This is a genomic window from Euryhalocaulis caribicus (assembly GCF_000412185.1).
In the GTDB taxonomy this organism is placed as follows: domain Bacteria; phylum Pseudomonadota; class Alphaproteobacteria; order Caulobacterales; family Maricaulaceae; genus Euryhalocaulis; species Euryhalocaulis caribicus.
Genome location: NZ_ASJA01000005.1, coordinates 62,234 through 82,057 on the forward strand (window position 1 = coordinate 62,234; position 19,824 = coordinate 82,057).

Sequence of the window (19,824 nt, forward strand, 5' to 3'; positions counted from 1 at the left end):
TCAAAATTTCTGACATTGTTCATGAGCACGGCCCTGAGCGCGGCGGTTCTGACCGGCGGCGCGGCGGTTGCGCAAACCGCCGGCGACGAGGCGCAGGCAGAGCCGACTGATCTTATCGTGGTTACCGGTTCGCGGCTGGTTCGCCGCGACCTCGTCGCGCCCAGCCCGGTCACCACCGTTGATCAGGCGCAGATCGAGAAATCCGGCTCTGTCACGCTAGAGCAGACGCTGAACGAATTTCCTCAGCTCAATCCGGACAATACCAGCACGACCAACCAGTCAGGCGGGACAGGGGTTCTCAGCGCCGATCTTCGCGGTCTTGGCGCGGTGCGCACTCTGGTTCTCGTCGATGGCCGCCGGTTCATTCCGGCGGACGAAACGGGCCTGGTCGACCTGGCCACGGTCCCTGATCTGCTGATTGACCGGGTGGAAATCATCACGGGCGGCGCATCCGCCGTTTACGGCTCCGACGCCATTTCCGGCGCGGTGAACTTTATCCTCAAGGATGATTTTGAAGGCGCCGAGGCGCGCTACCAGTATGGCGAAACCGGCGAGGGCGACGGACAGACCCACAAGCTGGACTTCCTCCTGGGCGTGAACGCGCCGGACGGCCGCGGCAATATCGTGGCGCACGCCGCGTACACCAAGCGCGATCCGGTGTTTATGGGCGACCGGGAATTTTCCTCGCAGCCCTTCCTTGCGGACGCCAATGGTGAATTCCAGCCCTTCGGCTCGGGCAACATCCCGGGCGGCCTCATCAGCGTTCCGTCGTCGGATTTCGACCAGATCAACGGTCTGGATCTGAACGCGGCGGCGGCGGACTGCCAGGGCAGCAGCATTCAGGGCATCCGGTTTGGCGCGGGCAGCGAGCCGCTGCCGTTCTGCCGCATCACCGATCAGTATAATTACGCGGCGGACAATTTCCTGCTGCGGCCGTTCGAGCGCTATCAGGCGACGACGTCGGGCTTCTACAAGATTACCGACAATATCGAAGCCTATGGCCAGATGTTCTACACCAACAAGGAAAACTCCTATCAGCAGGCCCCGGAGGCGGTGACGCCGACCAGCTCGGGTCAGGAATCGGGCACGATCGCCATTCCGAACGCTGATACGAACCCGCTCTATCCGCAGGTCTTGCGCGATTTCTTTGCGGCCAACCGCTCCTATTTTGACGCCGATGGCGATGGCACCTTCCTGGTGCGCAATACCGGGCGCCGTTTTGAGGAATTCGGTCCGCGGAACTCCAACATCGTGGCTGAATCCTTCAACCTGACGGGCGGCCTGCGCGGCGATTTTGACTTCATGGACAATCCGTGGCGCTGGGATGCTTACTATCAGTACCAGCAGTCCGACGTCATCGTGAACCAGACCGGCCGTCTGTCGGTGTCCCGCACCACGCTGGGTCTGGATACGATCGTGGTCGATGGTCAGGTTCAGTGCCGCAACCAGATCCTTGGCTGCGTTCCGGTCAATCTGTTCGGCACGGACGCGCTGACGCCTGAAATGGCCGATTTCCTGAGCGTGGGAACGGGCCGCGAAGACAAGTTCACCCGTCAGGTGGCGGGCGCGTCCGTCTCAGGCGAGCTGTTTGACCTCCCCGCCGGTCCGGTTGCGACCGCTTTCGGCGCCGAGTGGCGGAAAGAGACGTTCGACACCCGTCCCGACCAGATTGCGCTGGCCGGCGACCTGACCGATCAGGGCGGCGTCGCCCCGACCATCAATGGCGGCGAACTGGACGTGGCGGAGATTTTCGCCGAGGTGCGCGTCCCGCTGCTGCAGGGCCTGCCCGCGGTTGAATCGCTGGCTGTAGAGGCGGCTGCCCGTTATTCGGATTATTCCACGGTCGGCGGCGTATTCACCTGGAAAGCCGGCGTGGACTGGGAGATTACGGACTGGGTCCGCGCGCGCGGTTCCTATAACCGCGCCATCCGCGCGCCCAACCTGAACGAACTGTTCGCAGCGCCCGGCCGCGGCTTTACGGGCGGGGTCGATCCTTGCGTCGCCGCCAACAACCCCACGGACGCGCAAAAGCAGCTTTGCCTGCAACAGGGCGTGCCCGCGGAGGTCATCGATACGCTTGAAGTCGGCACCAGCCAGGGCTTCGACGTCTTCTCCGGCGGCAACCCCAATCTGTCGGAAGAAAAATCCGACACCTATACGGCCGGCTTCGTTCTTCTGCCGCCCATGGTGCCGGGGCTTTCGATCACCGCCGACTATTTCGACATCACCGTTGAAGACGCCATCGCGCAGGTCAGCGCCCAGGTGCTGGTCGATACCTGTTTCGATACGCTGGACGCCAACAGCACGGCCTGTCAGTCGATCACCCGCTTCTCGGGCGGCAACATCAACAGCGTGAATGCGCCATTGCTGAACGTGGCCAGCCGCGCCGTCTCGGGCATCGATCTGGGCGTCGGTTACTCGATGGACCTGCCGGATATGTTCGCCCTTCCCAATGAAGGGGCGGCGCTGGACCTGCGCTTCGTCTCAACCTGGCAGTTCGATGACACGACCGTCCCGCTGGAAGGTCTGCCTGAAGTCGAATGCGCCGGTTTCTTCGGCGGGCCTTGCTCCAGCAACGGCACCCGGATCACGCCGGACTATCGTGGCCTGGTCACCGCCAACTGGAGCAGCGGGCCGGTCTCGCTGCGGGGCGAGGTCCAGATCATCGGCGATGTGGATCTTTCCGATCAGGCGTTCCAGCTTCAGAAGGACAAGATCGACCGGCACTACTATGTCGATCTGGTGGGCGATTATCAGATCACCGACAATGTCCAGCTGTTCGCCGGCGTGAACAATGTCTTCGACAAGCAGCCCCCGATTATCGGCTTCCGGGCCGGGGGCGACTCGAACACCCAGATGCAGCTTTATGATGTTCTGGGCCGCCGCTTCTTCGCGGGAGCCAAGCTCTCCTTCTAGATCTTCCTCCCCGAGGGCCGGCGCTCTTTCTGGATTTCCCGCCGGCCCTCATTCTTTTTTCCCTGATAGGGAGTACCTTGAAAAATGCCGATCTCATTTGGAAAAACCCTGTGCGTGGCGGCCGCCGTGGCGTTTGCGCCGCTCGCCGTTGCCGCGCAACCCTCCATGGACCAGGCCGAGCTTGCAGGCCCGCCCTCCGGGGCCGGTTCCTACCAGGACCTGGTTTCGCTCTATGACGAGTTCCTGGAGTGGAAAGACGACGCGCCGATCGTTGGCGAAATCGCCGACAGCGAACCCTGGAGCGGGGTCGCCGATTACAGCGACGAGGCCGTCGCGGAGCGCCGTGAGCAGCTCGACTCTCTCATGGCCCGCATGATGGACATGAATGTCGCCGCCTGGGATCAACCGCAGCAGGCTGATTATCTGGCGGTTCGCGCCAAGCTGGACGAGCACAATTTCCTGCTGAACGTATCGAAGCCCTGGGAACGCGATCCCGGCTTCTATGTCGACCAGATGCTGACCGTGCCGTTCGCCGAGCTGCCGCTGGAAGGCGAGGCGCTGGAGAAGCTGCACCGCGATCTGCGCGCGGTCCCGGTCCTGGTGCGCGAGGCGAAGAATAATCTCGACAATGTCGCGGCCGATTACGCTGATCTGGCGTTGCACAACCTGACCAACGCGGACGGCGTGGGCCACGGCCACCCTTATCGTGAAACTCCCCCCGCCGGCGTCATCGGCTGGTACGAGGACCTTGAAAGCCGCCTCGATCAGCAGCCTGAACTGCGCGACGATGTCGAAGCGGCCAAGGCCGCCGTCGAGGACTTCCATAGCTGGCTGACCGAAAACCGTCCGCAGATGACCGCGGACGCCGGCGTCGGGCAGGAGAATTTCGACTGGTATCTCAAGCAGGTGAAGCTGCTGCCCTACGATTCCCGTGACATTGTCACGCTGGGCAACCGGGAGCTGGATCGTCTCTGGGCGATGTATGCGCTGGAGCGTCACCGCAACCGTGACCTTCCTGAGCTCGCCCCGGCCTCTTCAGCCGAGGAATACGAGCAGAAGATTCAGCAGACCGACAAGGATATCCGTGAATTCCTCGTTGAAGAGGAGGTCATCACAATCCCGGAATACGCCGCCGTTCTGGGCACCAACGTGCCGTGGATCGTCCGGCCTCAAGGGCGCAATTTCTGGGAAGAGATCCAGTATCGCGATCCCAGCCCTGACCACCTGCACGCTGTGATCCCCGGGCACCGTTTTGACGGCGTTGTCGAGGACCACAATGACGATCCGATCCGCGGCCGCCTGACGGACGGTGTTCGCACCGAAGGCTGGGGCGTCTATCTGGAAGAGGGCATGCAGCATCTCGGCCTGTTCGAGGACAAGCCGCGCGTGCGTGAGCTGATCTATGCGTTCGGCATCTTCCGCGCGGCCCGTATGCCTGCTGATGTCTGGCTTCAGCACAACAAGATGACGGTCAATGAAGTCGTCGATCTGTGGCGCGAGCAAACGCCGTATCTCGACGCCAACGTGGCGCGCGTGGATGCGGAAATCTATCTCCGCCGTCCGCCGGGCTATGGCCTTGGCTACATGACCGGCATGGTCCAGATGCAAAAGCTTCTGGCCGACCGCAAGCGTCAACTGGGCGAGGATTTCAACCTCAAGGAATTCCACGACACCTTCATGGACACCGGCCGTTTGCCGATGGTTCTGGTTCGCTGGGAAATGACGGGTCTCGAAGACGAGGTCCAGCAATTCTGGGCGCGGGAGCCGCTGCCGCAATAAGTCCTTATCGATGGGGCGTACAATGAAAGAGCCGGCTCGATAATCGAGCCGGCTCTTTTGTTTGTGGGTTTTGAAAAGGCGATCAGGCCGCGGGCAGGGACAGGATCTCTCGCGCTTCGGCCGGCGTGGCGGGGCGGCGGTCATACTCGCCGCACATATCGGCCACCTTCTTCACCAGCGCGGCGTTGCTGGGCGCCAGCGTGTCGCGGTCCATGCGGATATTGTCCTCCAGCCCGGTCCGGCAATGCCCGCCCAGCTCCAGGCACCAGCGATTGACCTCTTCCTGATGGCGTCCGATTCCGGCGGCGACCCAGGTGGCGTCCGGCGCCAGTTCCCGCAGCATGTTGATCTCGAATTCCAGAACATCCCGGCGCGCGGGCAGGGCGTTCTTGACGCCCATCACGAACTGAACGTGCAGCGGGCTGTCCAGCAGCCCGGCCTTGGTCATGTTGACCGCGTTGAACAGCATGGCGAGGTCGAAGACCTCGATCTCCGGCTTGATGCCGTAAGTCTTCATCTTGTCCGCCAGGTCCTCGATCAGGGCCGGCGAATTCTCATAGATAATCGTGGGGAAGTTGCAGGACCCGGTCGCAAGCGACGCCATGTCCGGCTTCTGGGACAGCATGCCTCCGCGCTCATCGCCCTTGCCGGAGCGGCCGCCGGTCGAATATTGCACGATCATCTCCGGGCAGGCCTTGCGCACGCCCTCCAGATAGGCGGCGAAACGCTCCGGCGCGGCGGTCGGGGTTTCGTCCTCGTTCCGCACATGGACGTGTACGACCGTCGCCCCCGCCTCGAACGCCTCATGGGTCGACTCGATCTGTTCGGAAACGGTGATCGGAATCGCCGGATTGTCCTTCTTGCGCGGCACGGACCCGGTAATGGCCACGGTGATGATACAAGGGTCGCTCATGACGGACGCCTCCCAGTTTTATGGTTTGGTGGATTGAAACGGGCGGGGCTCATGCGGCCCCGCCTTCGATCTGTGCGTGGCCGATCCGGAAGACCGTCTTCCGGTTGCGGCCGGTGAGAATCTGGCGGTAACCGGCCAGCATGGCGTCCAGCGCCGCATCGCCCGTGTCGGTGATAAGCGGCTGGCCGCCCAGCGCGACCAGTTTTTCCTCGGATGCGACGATGACGATATTGTCCACGCCGACGCGCCGGATCACTTCGGCGCTGATCTGCTGGTTGCCTCGCCCGAACAGGAATCCTTGCCCGCCAATCGGGCTGACAATGATGCGGGCCGGTTCGCGGGCTAGGTTCAGAAGGTCGGCTTCGCCGACATCGCCGGCGGCCAGTTTGCCATTGCGGTAAACATCGACGCCCAGAAGCGCGCCCTCATCGCCCAGCCGCCGCTTCACCCGGCGCATGGTCGAGCCCGGGCCGACAATCGTCAGGCGTCCGTCCGCCGTCATTTCGGCGGCCCGCGCGCAGGCGCTGTCCAGCGCCGCCTCGTCGCCCACCGCCGCCATCGCCTTGGGGTTCTGGGTCAGTGCGCCGGATCTGGGCGTCTGCAACACGCCGTGGAACACCATGCTGTAACCGCCGGCGGGATCCGCCGCGCGATCCAGAACCTCGCCCGGTTCGGTCTCGCGCCTTTCGGGCGGCAGGGTCAGGAAGTTCAGCGCCGCCTGGCCGGCCGTTTGCGGGGTGGTTGCGAAGACGCCGGAATGCATTTTCACGCCCGCCGGAACGCCCAGGGCAGGGGTGGCTTCGCCAATCGCGCGCATCACGTCATGCGCTGTGCCGTCGCCGCCCGCGAACATCAGCAATGCGGCCTCCGGCGCCATCCCGGCGGCGAGCCGTGTCGTGTCTGCCGCGCTGGTGGCCGTGGCGTTTCCGGACCCATCCGGAACCGCAGGCTGAAAACCCGCTTCCCGAACAACCCGTTCGCCCATTTCTCCCGGTCCGGTCAGTATCGTCAGGCGTTCCCGAAGCGGCGCCAGCGCCTTCAGCGCGATCAGGGCGCGTTCGCCCGCCCGCGGCGCGGCGCCGGCCGCCAGCGCCCGCGCGGCGATATCGCCATCGGTGCCCTTGAGCCCCAACGGACCGCCCAGCCCGGCGACCGGATTTATAATCAGGCCGATCTTCAGGGCGCCGGATGCGGTGATATTCGCACGAATGTTCATTATTTCAGACGCGCACCTGCCCAATCTGAAAGATGGCTATTCCTGAAATTTGTTAAAAATAAAGGGAATTGCATCTTCCGGGACTCCCGCCGCGCCTTGTCAGTATGATACAAAAGTCCGCAGAACGAACAACTGCGTTGACAGCGAGTCCGGGTTTTCCAACAATTTCGGAAACAACGGGGGAAGGATGAATATGACGAACAGGCCAGTCCGCGCGCATCCCTACATGCCCAATTCCAACAGGGCCGCGCACGACGAACTGATGTCCGAAACGGGCGTGAAGTCGATGGAATCGCTTTTCCAGCAGATTCCGGCCGATCACCGCATCAGCGCGTCGATTGACCTTCCGCCGGCCCTGACCAGCGAGGTCTCGCTGTCGCGTCACATGCACGAAATCCTGTCGAAAAATGTCTCGTGCGAAGACGCGGTCAGCTTTCTCGGCGGGGGGTGCTGGCGCCATTACGTCCCGGCGGTCTGCGAGGAAGTCATGGGCCGCAGCGAGTTCCTGACCTCGGTCTGGGGTACGCCGTCATCGGATGTCGGACGCAATCAGGCCTGGTTCGAATTCCAGAGCCAGCTGGGCGAGCTTCTGGCGCTCGATATGGTCGGGCTGCCTGTCTATAGCTGGGGCTGCGCGGCGGGCCACGCGATCCGCATGGCCAGCCGCATGACCGAGCGTTTCGAGGTTCTGGTCCCCCGCTACATGTCGCCGGAGCGCCGCTCGGTTATCGAGAATTATTGCGAGCCGGAGGAAATGCCCTCCGCCATCCGCGTCGTCGAATTCGGCGTCGATCCGGATACGGGCTGCGCGGATCTGGCGGACATCAAGGACAAACTCTCTGACCGCACGGCCGCTATCTATCTGGAAAATCCCGGCTTTCTTGGCGTAATCGAACAGAATGCCGCCGCCATCGGCGATCTCGCCCATCAGGCCGGCGCGGAACTGATCGTCGGCGTGGACCCGGTCAGCCTCGGCGTTCTCGCCCCGCCTTCAGACTATGGCGCGGACATAGTTGTCGGCTCTATCCAGCCGCTGGGCATCCGCATGTATTGCGGCGGCGGCCTGGGCGGCTTTATCGCCTCCCGCGACGAGGAGCGCTACGCCCGCGAATACCCCACCCTGATGATCAGTATCGCCGAGACCGAGCGCGAGGGCGAAGTCGCCTTCGGCAACAGCCTGTTCGCCCAGTGTTCCTACGGCTCAAGGGAAGAGGGCAAGGACTGGACCGGCAACTCGGTCTATCTCTGGGCCATCGGAAGCGCCGTCTATATGTCGCTGCTGGGTCCGGAGGGTTTTCGCGAGCTTGGGGAGACTATCCTGCAGCGCGCGCATTACTGCGCCGCGCAGCTGGCCGAAATCCCGGGTGTCGAAGTCAGCCATTCCGGCTGGTTCAAGGAATTCACGGTCAATTTCGACGGGAGCGGGAAGAGCGTTTCCGCGATCAATGAAGGCTTGCGCCGGCGCGGCGTATTCGGCGGGCTGGACCTTTCCGGCGCCTTCCCGGAACTCGGCGAGAGCGCGCTCTACTGCGTCACCGAAATGCACACTGAGGACGATATTCAACACCTGGCCACGGCCCTGAAGGAGGTTTGCGCGCAATGACCACGAGCACGAAAATGCGCCGCTATCAGGCGCCGGTCTGGGACGAACCCGTCATCATGGAAACCGGCGCGCCGGGCCGCCGGGGGCAGTTGTTCCCGGCCGGAGAAGGCGCTTTCGCCAGCGCCGGAACCACGGAGAGCCTTGTGCCAAAAGGCATGCAGCGGAAGTCCGCGCCCGCCCTTCCGGAAAATTCGGAACCCGACGTCCTGCGCCACTATCTGCATCTGTCGCAGGAGACGCTGGGCATGATGGGGGTGAACCTCTTTGGCACCTGCACGATGAAATATAATCCGCGGGTCAGCGAGAAGATCACGGCACGCCCTTATGTGGCGGATATTCACCCGGACCAGCACGAAGACACGATGCAGGGCGCGCTGGAGGTGATTCATCGCTTCGACGCCATCATGCGCGAGCTGTCGGGCATGGATCAGTTCGTGTTTCAGGCTGCCGGCGGGGCCGATGCGGCCTATACGCAGGCCTGCGTGACGCGGGCCTATTTCGCTGCGAAAGGCGAGCTTTCCCAGCGAAATCAGATCATTACCAGCATCCAGTCACACCCCTGCAATCCGGCGACGGCCGCGGCGGCGGGGTTCGAGGTGATAACCCTGCCGCTGGAAGAGGATGGATACCCGTCCCTCGACGCCCTGAAAGCGGCCGTTTCGGACCGCACGGCCGCCCTGATGATCAACAACCCGGACGATATGGGCGTCTATAATCCGGAGATTAAGGAGTGGGTGCGCGTGGTCCATGAGGCCGGCGGGCTCTGCTTCTACGATCACGCCAATTTCAACGGGGTAATGGGTAAGATCCGTGCGCGCGAACTGGGTTTCGACGCCTGCATGTTCATGCTGCACAAGACTTTCGGCGTGCCCAAGGGCGGCGGCGGACCGGCTGTCGGCGCCTATGGCTGCACGGCGGAGCTGGCCCCGTTCATGCCGGGCCCGCTGGTGACCGAAAAGGACGGCCATTACAGCCTGGACGACAGTTCAGACGTCTCGACCGGGCGGGTTCGGGAGTATCTGGGCAATGTCCATCAGGTCATAAAAGCCTATGCCTGGACGCGCGCCATGGGCGCGGAAGGGCTGGACGAGGCCTGCAACATCTCCGTTCTGCTGAACAACTATATGGAAAAGCGCCTGCTGAAGATCCGCGGCGTGACCCGTTCGCATCCGGAAGGCGAGGCGTGGCGCATGGAAATGACGCGCTACAGCCTCGGAAAACTGTTCGAAGACACCGGGGTTACGGTCTTCGACGTACAGAATCGCATGGTGGATTTCGGCGTGGACGCCTTCTGGCTGAGCCACGAACCCTGGGTGGTGCCGGAGCCTTTCACCCCGGAAGCGGGCGAGATGTGGTCGAAAGAGGACATCGATTACTGGATCGACGTCCTGGCGCAGATCAGCGACGAGGCCTATAGCGACCCGGAAAAGGTCAAAAGCGCGCCGCATAATCAGGCAAAGGCGAAGCTGAAAGGCGAAACCCTGGACGATCCGGAGCGCTGGGCGACCACGTGGCGGGCCTATAAGCGCAAATGGGGCGTGTAGAAAGCGCCTCTTTTTGAAGCCTTAAATATACAAAGACGGCGTCAGAACTGGCCTGTTTCAGGGGTTCTGACGCCGTTTTTTGTGCGTATCGAGCCCCGTTCAGGGCGTCCAGACGCCCTCTTTCTGCAGCTCGCCCGCCACCTGATCGGCCGATTCACGCGCTGCATTCACCACTGTTTTGATGTCTTCGTCGCTGATGATGAAGGGCGGAGAGAAGGCAATGGAGTCGCCATTGGGCAGGGCGCGGCTGATAACGCCGCGTTCCAGCATCGCCTGTACGATCCGCGGACCGACCTTCAGCGCCGGGTCAAACGCCTCCGGCGCGTCCTTTCTGGCCACGAATTCGACCGCGCCGATCAGCGCCCGGCCTCGGATTTCGCCCGTCAGAGGGTGATCGGCGAACGCATTCTGCAGGGCATTGTGCAGCGTTTCGCCCCGATCCGCGCACGCCTGGGTCAGGTTTTCATTCTCGATCAGGTCCAGATTGGCCATCGCCGCGGCCGCCGCGACGGGGTGGGCGGTGTAGGTATAGCCGTGTCCGAAGGCGCCATACTGGCTGCCGCCCTCGATGATCGTGCGCCAGACTTTCTCGGAAACCAGGCACGCTGAGAGCGGGATATAGGCGGACGTGATGCCTTTCGCGACGGTCATCATGTCCGGTTCGATGCCAAAAACATCCGATCCGTAGGTCTGGCCCAGCCGCCCGAAGCCGCAAATCACCTCGTCCGCGATCAGAAGAATGTCATGTTTTTTCAGGACATCCTGAAGCGCGGCGTAATAGCCCGCCGGGGGCTCGATAACGCCGCCGGCGCCCATGATCGGCTCGACGATCATCGCCGCGATCGTATCCGCGCCTTCATCCCGGATCAGGGATTCCAGATCGTCCATCAGCTTGTCGACGAATTCCGCATCGCTGAGGCCGAAACCCTCCCAGAGCCGGTGCGGGGCGGTGGTGTGTTTGACGAAGGGCAGCGGCAGATCGAAACCGGAATGCAGGCCCGGCAGGCCTGTCATGCCGCCCGACATCACCGTGACGCCATGATAGCCGCGGGTGCGGGCGATGATCTTCTTTTTCTTCGGGAGGCCGCGCGCATTATTGTAATACCAGGCCAGCTTGACCTGGGTGTCGTTGGCGTCCGAGCCGGAATTGCCGAAAAACACCTTGGACATGTTCGCCGGGGCGCTTTCGATCAGCCGCTGGGCGAGCAGGATCGGGGTTTCGCAGGCCATGGACGAGAAAGAGTGATAATAGCTGAGCCGCTTGGCCTGATCGGCCATGGCGTCGGCGATTTCGGCGCGGCCATAGCCGGCGTTCACGCACCACAACCCGGCCATCGCGTCGATGAAGCTGTCACCCGCATCGTCTGTCAGGCGCACGCCCGAACCTTCGCGGATGACCAGTTTCGGTCCGTCCCGCTCATGGTCGCCCAGCGCTGTGAAGGGGTGAAACAGATAGCTCTTGTCTAGCTCCGCCAAACGTCCCGGCATTGCGGCGTCTCCTGTCTGATACCGTAAATTATTTTCGAACGTATGTTCGCAGATGTCCGGCGCCTTTTCAATTTGCTTTGCGATATAGGGTTTTTGAGGCGCTGATGGCCGGAAAGCGGAAGAAAAACGAGGTTGAGGCGTCGTCATTATGTTCGCTATAAGAACATTAAAATATATAGCGAACGGAATTGGCGATGATCGAGCTACAAGACAAATCCCTGCTTCAGACCGGTCTTTTCATGGGCGGCGCGTGGCGCGAGGCAAGCACGGGGGAGACATTCGCCGTCACTGATCCGGCGACGGGCGAGATTATCGCCGAGTGCGCCAAGGGAGGCGCGGAAGATGCCGAGGCGGCCGTCGCCGCGGCAGAGGCGGCGCAAGACGACTGGGCGGCGCGCCCGGCCAAGGAACGCGCCGGCATTCTTGGAAAATTCTATCATCTGATTGTCGAAAACGCGGACGATCTGGCGCAGATCCTGACCGCCGAACAGGGCAAACCCCTGGCTGAGGCGCGCGGGGAAATCCTTTATGGCGCGGCGTTTTTCGAATGGTACGCCGAGGAAGCCAAGCGGGTTTATGGCGAGACGATTCCCACGCCCAATCGCGGCCAGCGTTTGCTGGTTCTGCGCCAACCGATCGGAGTTTGCGCGGCGATCACGCCGTGGAACTTCCCGATGGCCATGATTGCGCGCAAGGCCGCCCCGGCGCTGGCGGCGGGCTGCACGATGGTTTTGAAGCCTGCAACGTCGACGCCGCTATCGGCGCTGGCGCTGGGCGAGCTGGCGCGCCGGGCGGGCGTGCCGGACGGGGTTTTCAGCATTGTTCCGGGGCCGGCCTCCACGGTGGGCGATACGCTGGTCGCCAGTGACGCCGTGCGGAAGATCACCTTCACGGGCTCCACCGATGTCGGCCGCACCCTGATGTCGCGGGCGGCCGGCAACATCAAGAAATTGTCGCTGGAGCTGGGCGGCAACGCGCCGGTTCTTGTCTTTGAAGACGCCGATATAGATGTCGCCGTGCGGGGCGCGATTGCGTCCAAGTTCCGCAATGCCGGCCAGACCTGTGTATGCGCTAACCGGATTTATGTTCACGATGCGATCTATGACCGGTTCAGCGAGGCCTTCACCAGGGCCGTAAAAGCCATGAAAGTCGGCCCCGGAAGGGAGGCGGGCACGGAGATTGGCCCGATGATCGACGAGGCGGCACTGGAGAAGGTGGAGGAGCATGTCAGCGATTGCGTCGACAAGGGCGGAACGGTCGCCGCCGGAGGGCAAAGGCACGCGCTGGGCGGCACCTATTACGAACCCACGGTTTTGACCGGCGCGATTCAGTCCATGCTGATCGCGCACGAGGAGACGTTCGGCCCGGTTGCGCCGCTATTCCGGTTTTCCTGTGAAACAGAAGCGATTCAGCTGGCGAACGACACGGAATACGGACTGGCGGCTTATCTGTTTACCCGCGATGCGGCGCGCCAGTGGCGCGTTGGCGAGGGGCTGGAGTTCGGCGTGGTGGGCGTAAACACAGGGATTGTCTCTTACGAGGGCGCGCCCTTTGGCGGAATGAAGGCCTCGGGGGTGGGCCGCGAGGGGTCGCGGCATGGCATTGACGAGTTCCTGGAGACTAAGTACCTCTGCATAGGTGAGATAGGAAGCTAGGCGAACGCATGTTTGCAAGCATGCAGTTCGAGCCCAAAAAATAATGCCAACAAAAACCAAAGAAGAGACCAGCAGCCGCGATTACGTGAATTCGTTTGCGCGCGGCCTGGAAGTCATTCGTGTTTTTACACGCGCAAAGCCGAGAATGACGCTGAGCGAGGTCGCCAAGGCGACCGACATGACGCGCGCGACCGCGCGCCGGTTCCTGCTGACCCTTGTTCAAGAGGGTTACATGGAATCCGATAACAAGCACTTCATGCTGCGGCCGAAGATCCTGGATCTTGGCTATTCTGTGCTGTCTTCAATGGAAATCTGGGACGTTGCGCAGCCGATCATGCAGCAACTGGCCGACAAGCTGCAGGAATGCTGCTTCGCCGTGGTGCTGCAGGAGCATTCGGTGATCTACACCGCGCGCGCCACCTCCAACCGCTATGTCAGCGTCGGCATCAGCGTCGGCAGCCGGGTGCCCGCGCACACGGTATCCTCCGGCCGGGTGCTTCTGGCGGCATTGTCGGAAGAAGAGCTTCTGAAATATCTCGATGAAGCCGAACTGGTGAAGTACACGCCCAACACGATCACCTCCAAGGTCAAGCTGAAGAGCGAGATCGACCAGACCCGGCTGGACGGCTGGGCGATTGTCGACCAGGAGCTGGAAATCGGGCTTCGCTCCATTTCCGTGCCCATCAAGGATGCGACGGGCCGGGTCGTGGCGGCGCTCAACATGCCGTGCCCCAGCGCCCGTATCTCGTTCGACGAGATGCGCACCCGCGTTCTGACCGAGTTGATGACCGCGTCGAACCAGATCACCGCCGGCCTTATGCGCTAACCGTCCGCGCCGGCGTCCCGGCGCCGGAACGCGGCCAGCCGCATCAGGGCGTTCTCCCGCCAGCGCACGCGGGACTCCCATTCTTCCATCGGCAATTGCCGCCTTCGGGCGGTCTCAACCGTTTTGACCATCTCGGGCGTCCAGGGATCGTCCTGTCCGCGTTCGCGGCCCATTTTCAGATAGGCCGGACCCATCTTTTCGGCGTGGGAGGCGATGCCGCCCCGGGTGTTCAGGTCCACGGTCTCGAACGGCCCGCTGACTGACCAGCGCATGCCCAGCGCATCCCTGACCACTTCATCTATGGCCTCGGGCGTCGCGACCCCGTCGCGGACAAGGCAATAGGCCTCGCGAAGGATTGCGCCCTGAAGGCGGTTGAAGACCAGCCCGTTGGCTTCCTTCCCGATCAGGACCGGCTGGAATCCCGCGGCCGCCATCTGGCGCATGGCGGAATCGGTCGCCGCGGCGGAGGTGAATTCCGCCGGGGCGACCTCCAGAACCGGAATGACGTGGGGCGGATTGACCGGGTGCAAGATCAGGCAGCGGTCGCGGTGCGGCAGGTCCGCGGCGATTTCGCTGGCCAGAAGGGCGGAAGAGGCGCTGGCCAGAACGGCGTCGTCCGGCGCGTATTCGCCCAGCGTCCTGAATATCTGTTGCTTCAGCGCAAGCTTTTCCGGCGCGCATTCGATGACCAGCGAGACGCCTTCGGCGGCCTTTTCCAGGTCGGTGAACAGGGACAGGCGCTCAAGCGCGGCATCGGGGTCAGCCGTGGTCAGGCCGGCATCGCGGAGTGTTTCCAGCCGCGCGCGGGTTTCCGCCGGAACCTGTTTCAGCCGCGCCGCGTCCGGATCCTGAAGCTGTACGGACCGGCCGGAGGACAGCAGGGATACGGCGAAGGATACGCCGATGCTGCCGCCGCCAATAATGGCGGCGGGGCGGTGTTCCGGGCTGGCGTCCTGTTGCACTGTCATAGGCTCCCGAGATCGTTTTGTTCGGTGTGCGACCTTATGTACTCTGTGTAAAGAGTTTGCGGGGCGGCAAATCAGCCGTTCGCGGGACAGGGAGATCATTTCAGATGCGCGTCAGGCTGGATGGCGTTGATCGCGGTGAAAAGACCGTTGCGCTCTCTTTCGAGGGCGCGGCGCTGGCCGCCTATCCCGGCGAGACCGTGGCCGCGGCCATGATCGCAGCCGGTGAATGGCGTTTCCGCTCGACTCGCGGCGGCGAGGACCGCGGCCCGTTCTGCGGCATGGGCGTCTGTGGCGACTGCCTGGTGGAGATCGATGGCGTGTTGAAACGCGCCTGTCTGGAGCCGGTGCGGGACGGCGCCGATATACGCCGCGCACAGCCCAAGGCGCGCGCGCCGCGCGGGGCGGACGCCGCCGCGCCGGATCACCGCGAAACCGCTGCCGACCTTCTTGTCATCGGCGCCGGACCGGCGGGATTGATGGCGGCGAAGACCGCCGCCGAAGCCGGTTTGCAGGTGCTGGTGGTGGATGAGCGGGCCAAGGCGGGCGGACAATATTTCAAGCAGCCGGGATCGGGATTTGGCGTCGACGAAGCGCAGCTGGACAAGCAGTTCCGGGAAGGCCGGGCGCTGTTCCGCGACACGGAAGCCGCGGGCGTAACCTTCCTGTTTGACGGCACGGTCTGGGGCATATTCGGACCGGGCGATGTCGCCGTTGCGGCGCCGGAAGCCAGCTACCGCATCGCGGCGAAAAAGCTGATCCTGGCGCCGGGCGCCTATGAGCGCAGCGCGCCGTTTCCGGGCTGGACGATGCCGGGCGTCATCACCACGGGGGCGGCGCAGACGCTGTTGCGATCCGCGCAGGTCTCGCCGGGGCGGCGTGTTCTGGTGGCCGGCAACGGGCCGCTGAATGTCCAGCTGGCGCGGGAGCTTACGCGGGCGGGGGCCGATGTCGTGGCGGTCGTGGAAACCGCTGCGGCGCCGGGTATTGGCGATGTCGGGCAGGTGGCGGCCATGGCCGCGGCCGCCCCCGGCCTGATGCGCGAGGGGCTGGGCCATGTGGCGGCGCTGCGCCTGGCCGGCGTGCCGATGATCTATCGGTCCGCCGTGGTCCGCGCCGAAGGCGAAGGGCGCGTAGAGCGCGCCGCTATCGCGCCGATCGGCGCCGATGGCCGGCAGGCGGGGCCTGAGACCTGGCATGACGTGGACGCTTTGTGCCTGGGCTATGGCTTCCTGCCGCAGAGCGAGCTGGCGCGCTCTCTGGGCTGCGCGCACGACTATGACCCGGTGCGCAAGGCGCTGACCGTGAGGCGGGAAGATAACGGGGCGACGTCCGTCGACGGCGTCTATGTGGTTGGCGATGGCGGCGGGCTGGGGGGCGCGCGCGTGGCGCTGAGCCAGGGCTTCCTCGCCGGGGCGGACGCCGCCGCGGCGCTGGACAGGCCGGTGGACGGGGCGGCGCTTGCCGCGGCGCGCCGGGTTCTGAACCGTCACCGCCGCTTCCAGAACGCCTTGTGGACGCTTTACGCCGCGCCGGTCATCACTGACCAGCTGGCCAAGGACGACACATTGATCTGCCGGTGCGAGGAAGTCAGCCGCGGGCGTCTGGCGGAATCGATTGAAGAAGGCAATTCGGGGCCGGGCGCCTTCAAGCAGGCCACGCGGGCCGGGATGGGACGCTGTCAGGGGCGCTATTGCGCCGGGGTGATCGCGGAAATGAGGAACCGGGGCGCGGCGCCCGCCGAACGCGATGACCGCCAGCACTTCGCCCCGCGGGCCCCGTTCAAGCCCGTTCCCATCCGGCAGATCGCAAAATCAGATTAGCGCGCATATTTGCGACCAATCGTTCGCACTGTGAACTTTTTACTTGACCCTGACGGGGGCATTTTCCAGTCTCCCCTGCAACGGGTTGATAAAATCCGGCAAGCGCAAATCCGGGAATTTGCGGCACGGGGCTGGAATGGGGAGTGGCGGAAACATGGTCGTTCGATTGATTGCGGGACTGGCGGCGTTGAGCCTCGCTCTGTTTGCGGCGGCCTGCTCTGACCCGGGCGATTCCACGGGCGAAAATGGCGCGGAAGTTCTGCGCGTCGGCGTCAATCCGAACTTCCCGCCGATGAGCTATTACGGCGACCAGAACCAGCTTCAGGGCTTCGACGTGGATATCGCGCAGGCCATCGCCGACCGGATGGGGCGGGAGCTGGAGCTGGTGCCCACCGAAGCGGCGCAGCGCGTGCCGTTCCTGACATCGGGACGGATCGACCTGTCGCTTGGCGCGCTGACGCGCACGCCCGAACGCCAGGAAGTGATCGATTTCACCATACCGCTGCATACCGAAGCGATGGGCGTGCTGACGACCGCGGAGCTGGACGTCGACTCCTATGAGGATCTCAATCGCGAGGACGTGACGCTATCCAATATGCGCGGCAATAATTCGGTCGCGGTGCTGGAAGAGAGGCTGCCAAAGGCGCGAAAACTGCTGGTCGACGGCAATGCGGATGTGGTGCGCGCCATCGCGCAGGGCCGCGCCGACGCGATGGTGGAGAATGTCGATTTCTTCATCGGTTTCACCAAGAATTACAAGAATATAGACTGGGTCGTCCTGGACGATCCGATCCTGGTCGAGTTCTGCGCCGTGGGCGTTGCCAAGGGCAATGACGCGCTGCGTCAGGAGGTCAACGAAGTCCTGCGCGAATTGCATTCCAGCGGCGTGGTGAACGCCACGTGGGAGCAATGGTATGGCGGGGAGATGACCGTTCCGATCAAGCCCGAAGATCTGGCCGGCTAGCCGTTCGCTGAGCGGCGGAAACCGGCGGGGAGGGCGGTTCGCGCATGGAATACGATTTTCAGTTCGCCAAGGTTTTCACGGAGCTTCCCTATCTTCTGGGCGGCGCGTGGCTGACCATCCAGATCGCGTTCATCGCATTCTGGGGCGGCGCGTTCCTCGGCATCTTTGGCGCGATTGGCAAAGTTTACGGCGGGGCCATCGCCCGCGGCGCGATTGGCGCCTATGTGGTGTTTTTCACCAATACGCCGGCGCTGGTGCAGATCTTTTTCCTGTTCTACGCGCTGCCTGAAGCGGGAATCGTCCTGAACCCGCTGACCGCGGTGCTGATCGGCATGGTGCTGAACTCGGCGGCCTATCTGACCGACATCCTGCGCGCCGGCATCATTTCCGTGCGCAAGGCGGAGATCGAGGCTGCGCTGACCATCGGCATGCGGCCGCTGCAGGTGCTCAGCTATGTCATGCTGCCGCATGTCGCGAAGACGCTGTTCGCGCCGCTCTCCAACTTCTTTGTCTGGTTGATGCTGGGCAGCTCCATCGCGGCGCTGTTCGCGGTCGAGGAGCTGACCGGCCGCGCAATCAATATCAGCACCAGCAATCTGCGGACGATCGAGACCTTCGTGGTGACGGCGAGCATCTATATCCTGCTCACCATCATCGCCAGCCTCTTCCTCTCCTTCATCGGCCGGACCGTGTTCCGGGTGAAAGCGAAGGTGATGTGATGTTCGAGAGGATTATCGAGGAAGCGCCGCGGTTCTTTACCTATTACAATCTGATGTTCGTGCTGGGCGCGATGTGGCGGACGCTGCTGATGACGCTGGTGGGCTGCTCCATCGGTTTCACGGTTGGCCTTGGCCTGGCCGTTCTGCGGCGGACCAGCGCGGCCTGGCTGCGCCCCGCACGCTACGCGGCCATTCTTTATGTCGAGACGTTCCGCCGGATCCCGTTTCTCGTCGTGCTGTTCATCGTTCTGTATTTCATACAGCCGATCTATTCCGGCGCGTCCCTGCTGGCGATTGCGACCGTTGCGGTCTGCCTGATGTCCACGGCCTTCCTGTCGGAGATCATCCGCGCGGGGCTGGAATCGGTGCCGCGCCAGCAAATGGAAAGCGCTGAAGTGCTGAACTTCCACCCCGGCCAGACCCTGGCCTGGGTGATCCTGCCGCAGGCCTGGAAAGTGATCCTGCCCCCGGCCGTCGCCTTCGTGGTGATGTTCGTGAAGGACACCTCGCTCGCCTCGCAGCTGGGCGTGGTGGAGCTGACCTATGCAGGCAAGATTCTGGTCAATAAGGGATTCTCGCCGCTACTGGGCTTCGGCGCGATCCTCGCCGCCTATTTCATTCTGTCCTATCCGCTGAGCCGGCTGGGCGCGCATCTGGAGACCCGCCTTGGGACATCTCGAAATACGTAATCTTCACTGCTCCTACGGGGCGGACGATATCCTGAAATCGGTGGACCTGTCGGTCGACCGGGGCGAGGTGGTGAGCCTGATCGGGCCGTCGGGCTCGGGAAAGAGCACGCTTCTGCGCTCGCTCATCGGCCTGACGCCGCCACGCATGGGCACGGTCGAGCTGGACGGCGAGGAGATCAATTATCGCAACCGCCAGAGCCTGCGGCATCTCCGCGACAAGATGGCGATCGTGTTCCAGCAATATAATCTGTTCCAGAACATGAACGTGTTCCGGAACGTCACGGTCGCTCCCCTGAAGATCAAGAAGCGCGACAAGGGCGCGGTGGAAAAAACCGCGACCGAATTGCTGGACCGGGTGGGCATCGGCGACAAGCACCAGGCCTATCCGGACGAGCTTTCAGGCGGCCAGCAGCAGCGCGTGGCGATTGCACGCGCTCTGGCGCTGGCTCCGGAGATACTGCTTCTGGACGAGGTGACTTCGGCGCTGGACCCGGAACGGGTGAACGAGGTTCTGGACGTGATCCGCGACCTGACCCGTGACGGCATCACCATGCTGATCGTCTCTCACGAGATGTCCTTCGTGAAGGAAGTCTCCACCCGGGTGGCCATGATGGACGCGGGCAGCGTGGTGGAGGTCGGCCCGCCGGAGCAGATTTTTGACGCCCCGAAAGAACAGCGCACCCGCGACTTTGTCGGCAAGATCCTGCGCCACTAGAAGCGCGGG

Annotated in this window: 15 protein-coding genes; 11 read left to right on the forward strand and 4 right to left on the reverse strand. The window is 63.3% G+C overall.

The genetic code is table 11. The features are described 5' to 3' along the window. The first annotated feature begins 21 nt into the window (after positions 1-21). Together L338_RS05690 and L338_RS05695 are read left to right on the forward strand one after the other, a co-directional pair. Positions 22-2,916, forward strand: coding sequence for a TonB-dependent receptor domain-containing protein (locus L338_RS05690; RefSeq protein ID WP_161624603.1), 2,895 nt, complete (start codon positions 22-24; stop codon positions 2,914-2,916). Positions 2,917-3,000: 84 nt separating this feature from the next. After that, positions 3,001-4,695, forward strand: coding sequence for a DUF885 family protein (locus tag L338_RS05695; protein WP_022697407.1), 1,695 nt, complete (start codon positions 3,001-3,003; stop codon positions 4,693-4,695). Positions 4,696-4,777: 82 nt separating this feature from the next. Here L338_RS05695 and L338_RS05700 read toward each other — a convergent pair whose 3' ends face one another. Both L338_RS05700 and L338_RS05705 read right to left on the reverse strand, forming a co-directional pair. Beyond that, positions 4,778-5,608 (reverse strand): 3-oxoadipate:acetyl-CoA acetyltransferase, encoded by an 831-nt coding sequence (locus tag L338_RS05700; protein WP_022697408.1) that lies wholly within the window; start codon positions 5,606-5,608, stop codon positions 4,778-4,780. Between the two features lie 49 nt (positions 5,609-5,657). After that, positions 5,658-6,824 (reverse strand): ATP-NAD kinase family protein, encoded by a 1,167-nt coding sequence (locus L338_RS05705; protein ID WP_022697409.1) that lies wholly within the window; start codon positions 6,822-6,824, stop codon positions 5,658-5,660. A gap of 193 nt (positions 6,825-7,017) precedes the next feature. Here L338_RS05705 and gcvPA point away from each other — a divergent pair, with 193 nt between their 5' ends. Then, entirely contained in the window at positions 7,018-8,427 is a 1,410-nt protein-coding gene (gene gcvPA, locus L338_RS05710) for an aminomethyl-transferring glycine dehydrogenase subunit GcvPA (RefSeq protein ID WP_027068305.1), read from the forward strand. Further along, positions 8,424-9,971 carry an aminomethyl-transferring glycine dehydrogenase subunit GcvPB gene (gcvPB, locus tag L338_RS05715; RefSeq protein ID WP_022697411.1) on the forward strand — a complete coding sequence of 516 codons (1,548 nt, stop codon included), beginning with the start codon at positions 8,424-8,426 and terminating at the stop codon, positions 9,969-9,971. Before gcvPA ends, gcvPB begins: the two co-directional genes overlap by 4 nt. A 99-nt stretch (positions 9,972-10,070) precedes the next feature. On the opposite strand, the gene L338_RS05720 is transcribed toward gcvPB, so the two are convergent. Next, a complete protein-coding gene (locus L338_RS05720) occupies positions 10,071-11,459 on the reverse strand; it encodes an aminotransferase (protein WP_022697412.1) in 1,389 nt (462 codons plus the stop codon). Between the two features lie 194 nt (positions 11,460-11,653). Between L338_RS05720 and L338_RS05725 the strand changes: the two genes are divergently transcribed. Together L338_RS05725 and L338_RS05730 are read left to right on the forward strand one after the other, a co-directional pair. Continuing rightward, the gene (locus L338_RS05725; protein WP_022697413.1) at positions 11,654-13,114 is read left to right on the forward strand and encodes an NAD-dependent succinate-semialdehyde dehydrogenase; all 1,461 of its coding nucleotides are present in this window, start codon (positions 11,654-11,656) and stop codon (positions 13,112-13,114) included. 43 nt (positions 13,115-13,157) lie between these two features. Then, on the forward strand, positions 13,158-13,940 hold the full coding sequence (locus tag L338_RS05730) for an IclR family transcriptional regulator domain-containing protein (protein ID WP_022697414.1): 783 nt from the start codon (positions 13,158-13,160) through the stop codon (positions 13,938-13,940). Here L338_RS05730 and L338_RS05735 read toward each other — a convergent pair. Beyond that, the gene (locus L338_RS05735) at positions 13,937-14,908 is read right to left on the reverse strand and encodes a 3-hydroxyacyl-CoA dehydrogenase (RefSeq protein ID WP_022697415.1); all 972 of its coding nucleotides are present in this window, start codon (positions 14,906-14,908) and stop codon (positions 13,937-13,939) included. The two genes, L338_RS05730 and L338_RS05735, sit on opposite strands and share 4 nt — an antisense overlap. A gap of 104 nt (positions 14,909-15,012) precedes the next feature. On the opposite strand from L338_RS05735, the gene L338_RS05740 reads away from it, so the two are divergent. The 5 genes from L338_RS05740 to L338_RS05760 all read left to right on the forward strand — a co-directional run bounded on the left by L338_RS05740 (position 15,013) and on the right by L338_RS05760 (position 19,815). After that, the gene (locus L338_RS05740) at positions 15,013-16,728 is read left to right on the forward strand and encodes an FAD-dependent oxidoreductase (RefSeq protein ID WP_022697416.1); all 1,716 of its coding nucleotides are present in this window, start codon (positions 15,013-15,015) and stop codon (positions 16,726-16,728) included. A gap of 154 nt (positions 16,729-16,882) precedes the next feature. Then, positions 16,883-17,692 carry a transporter substrate-binding domain-containing protein gene (locus L338_RS05745; RefSeq protein WP_022697417.1) on the forward strand — a complete coding sequence of 270 codons (810 nt, stop codon included), beginning with the start codon at positions 16,883-16,885 and terminating at the stop codon, positions 17,690-17,692. A gap of 44 nt (positions 17,693-17,736) precedes the next feature. Further along, on the forward strand, positions 17,737-18,411 hold the full coding sequence (locus tag L338_RS05750; protein ID WP_022697418.1) for an amino acid ABC transporter permease: 675 nt from the start codon (positions 17,737-17,739) through the stop codon (positions 18,409-18,411). Next, complete coding sequence (locus tag L338_RS05755; protein ID WP_022697419.1) at positions 18,411-19,100, forward strand: amino acid ABC transporter permease; 690 nt, start codon at positions 18,411-18,413, stop codon at positions 19,098-19,100. The genes L338_RS05750 and L338_RS05755 overlap by 1 nt, the downstream gene beginning before the upstream one ends. Continuing rightward, entirely contained in the window at positions 19,078-19,815 is a 738-nt protein-coding gene (locus tag L338_RS05760) for an amino acid ABC transporter ATP-binding protein (protein ID WP_027068307.1), read from the forward strand. Before L338_RS05755 ends, L338_RS05760 begins: the two co-directional genes overlap by 23 nt. Positions 19,816-19,824 lie beyond the last annotated feature (9 nt).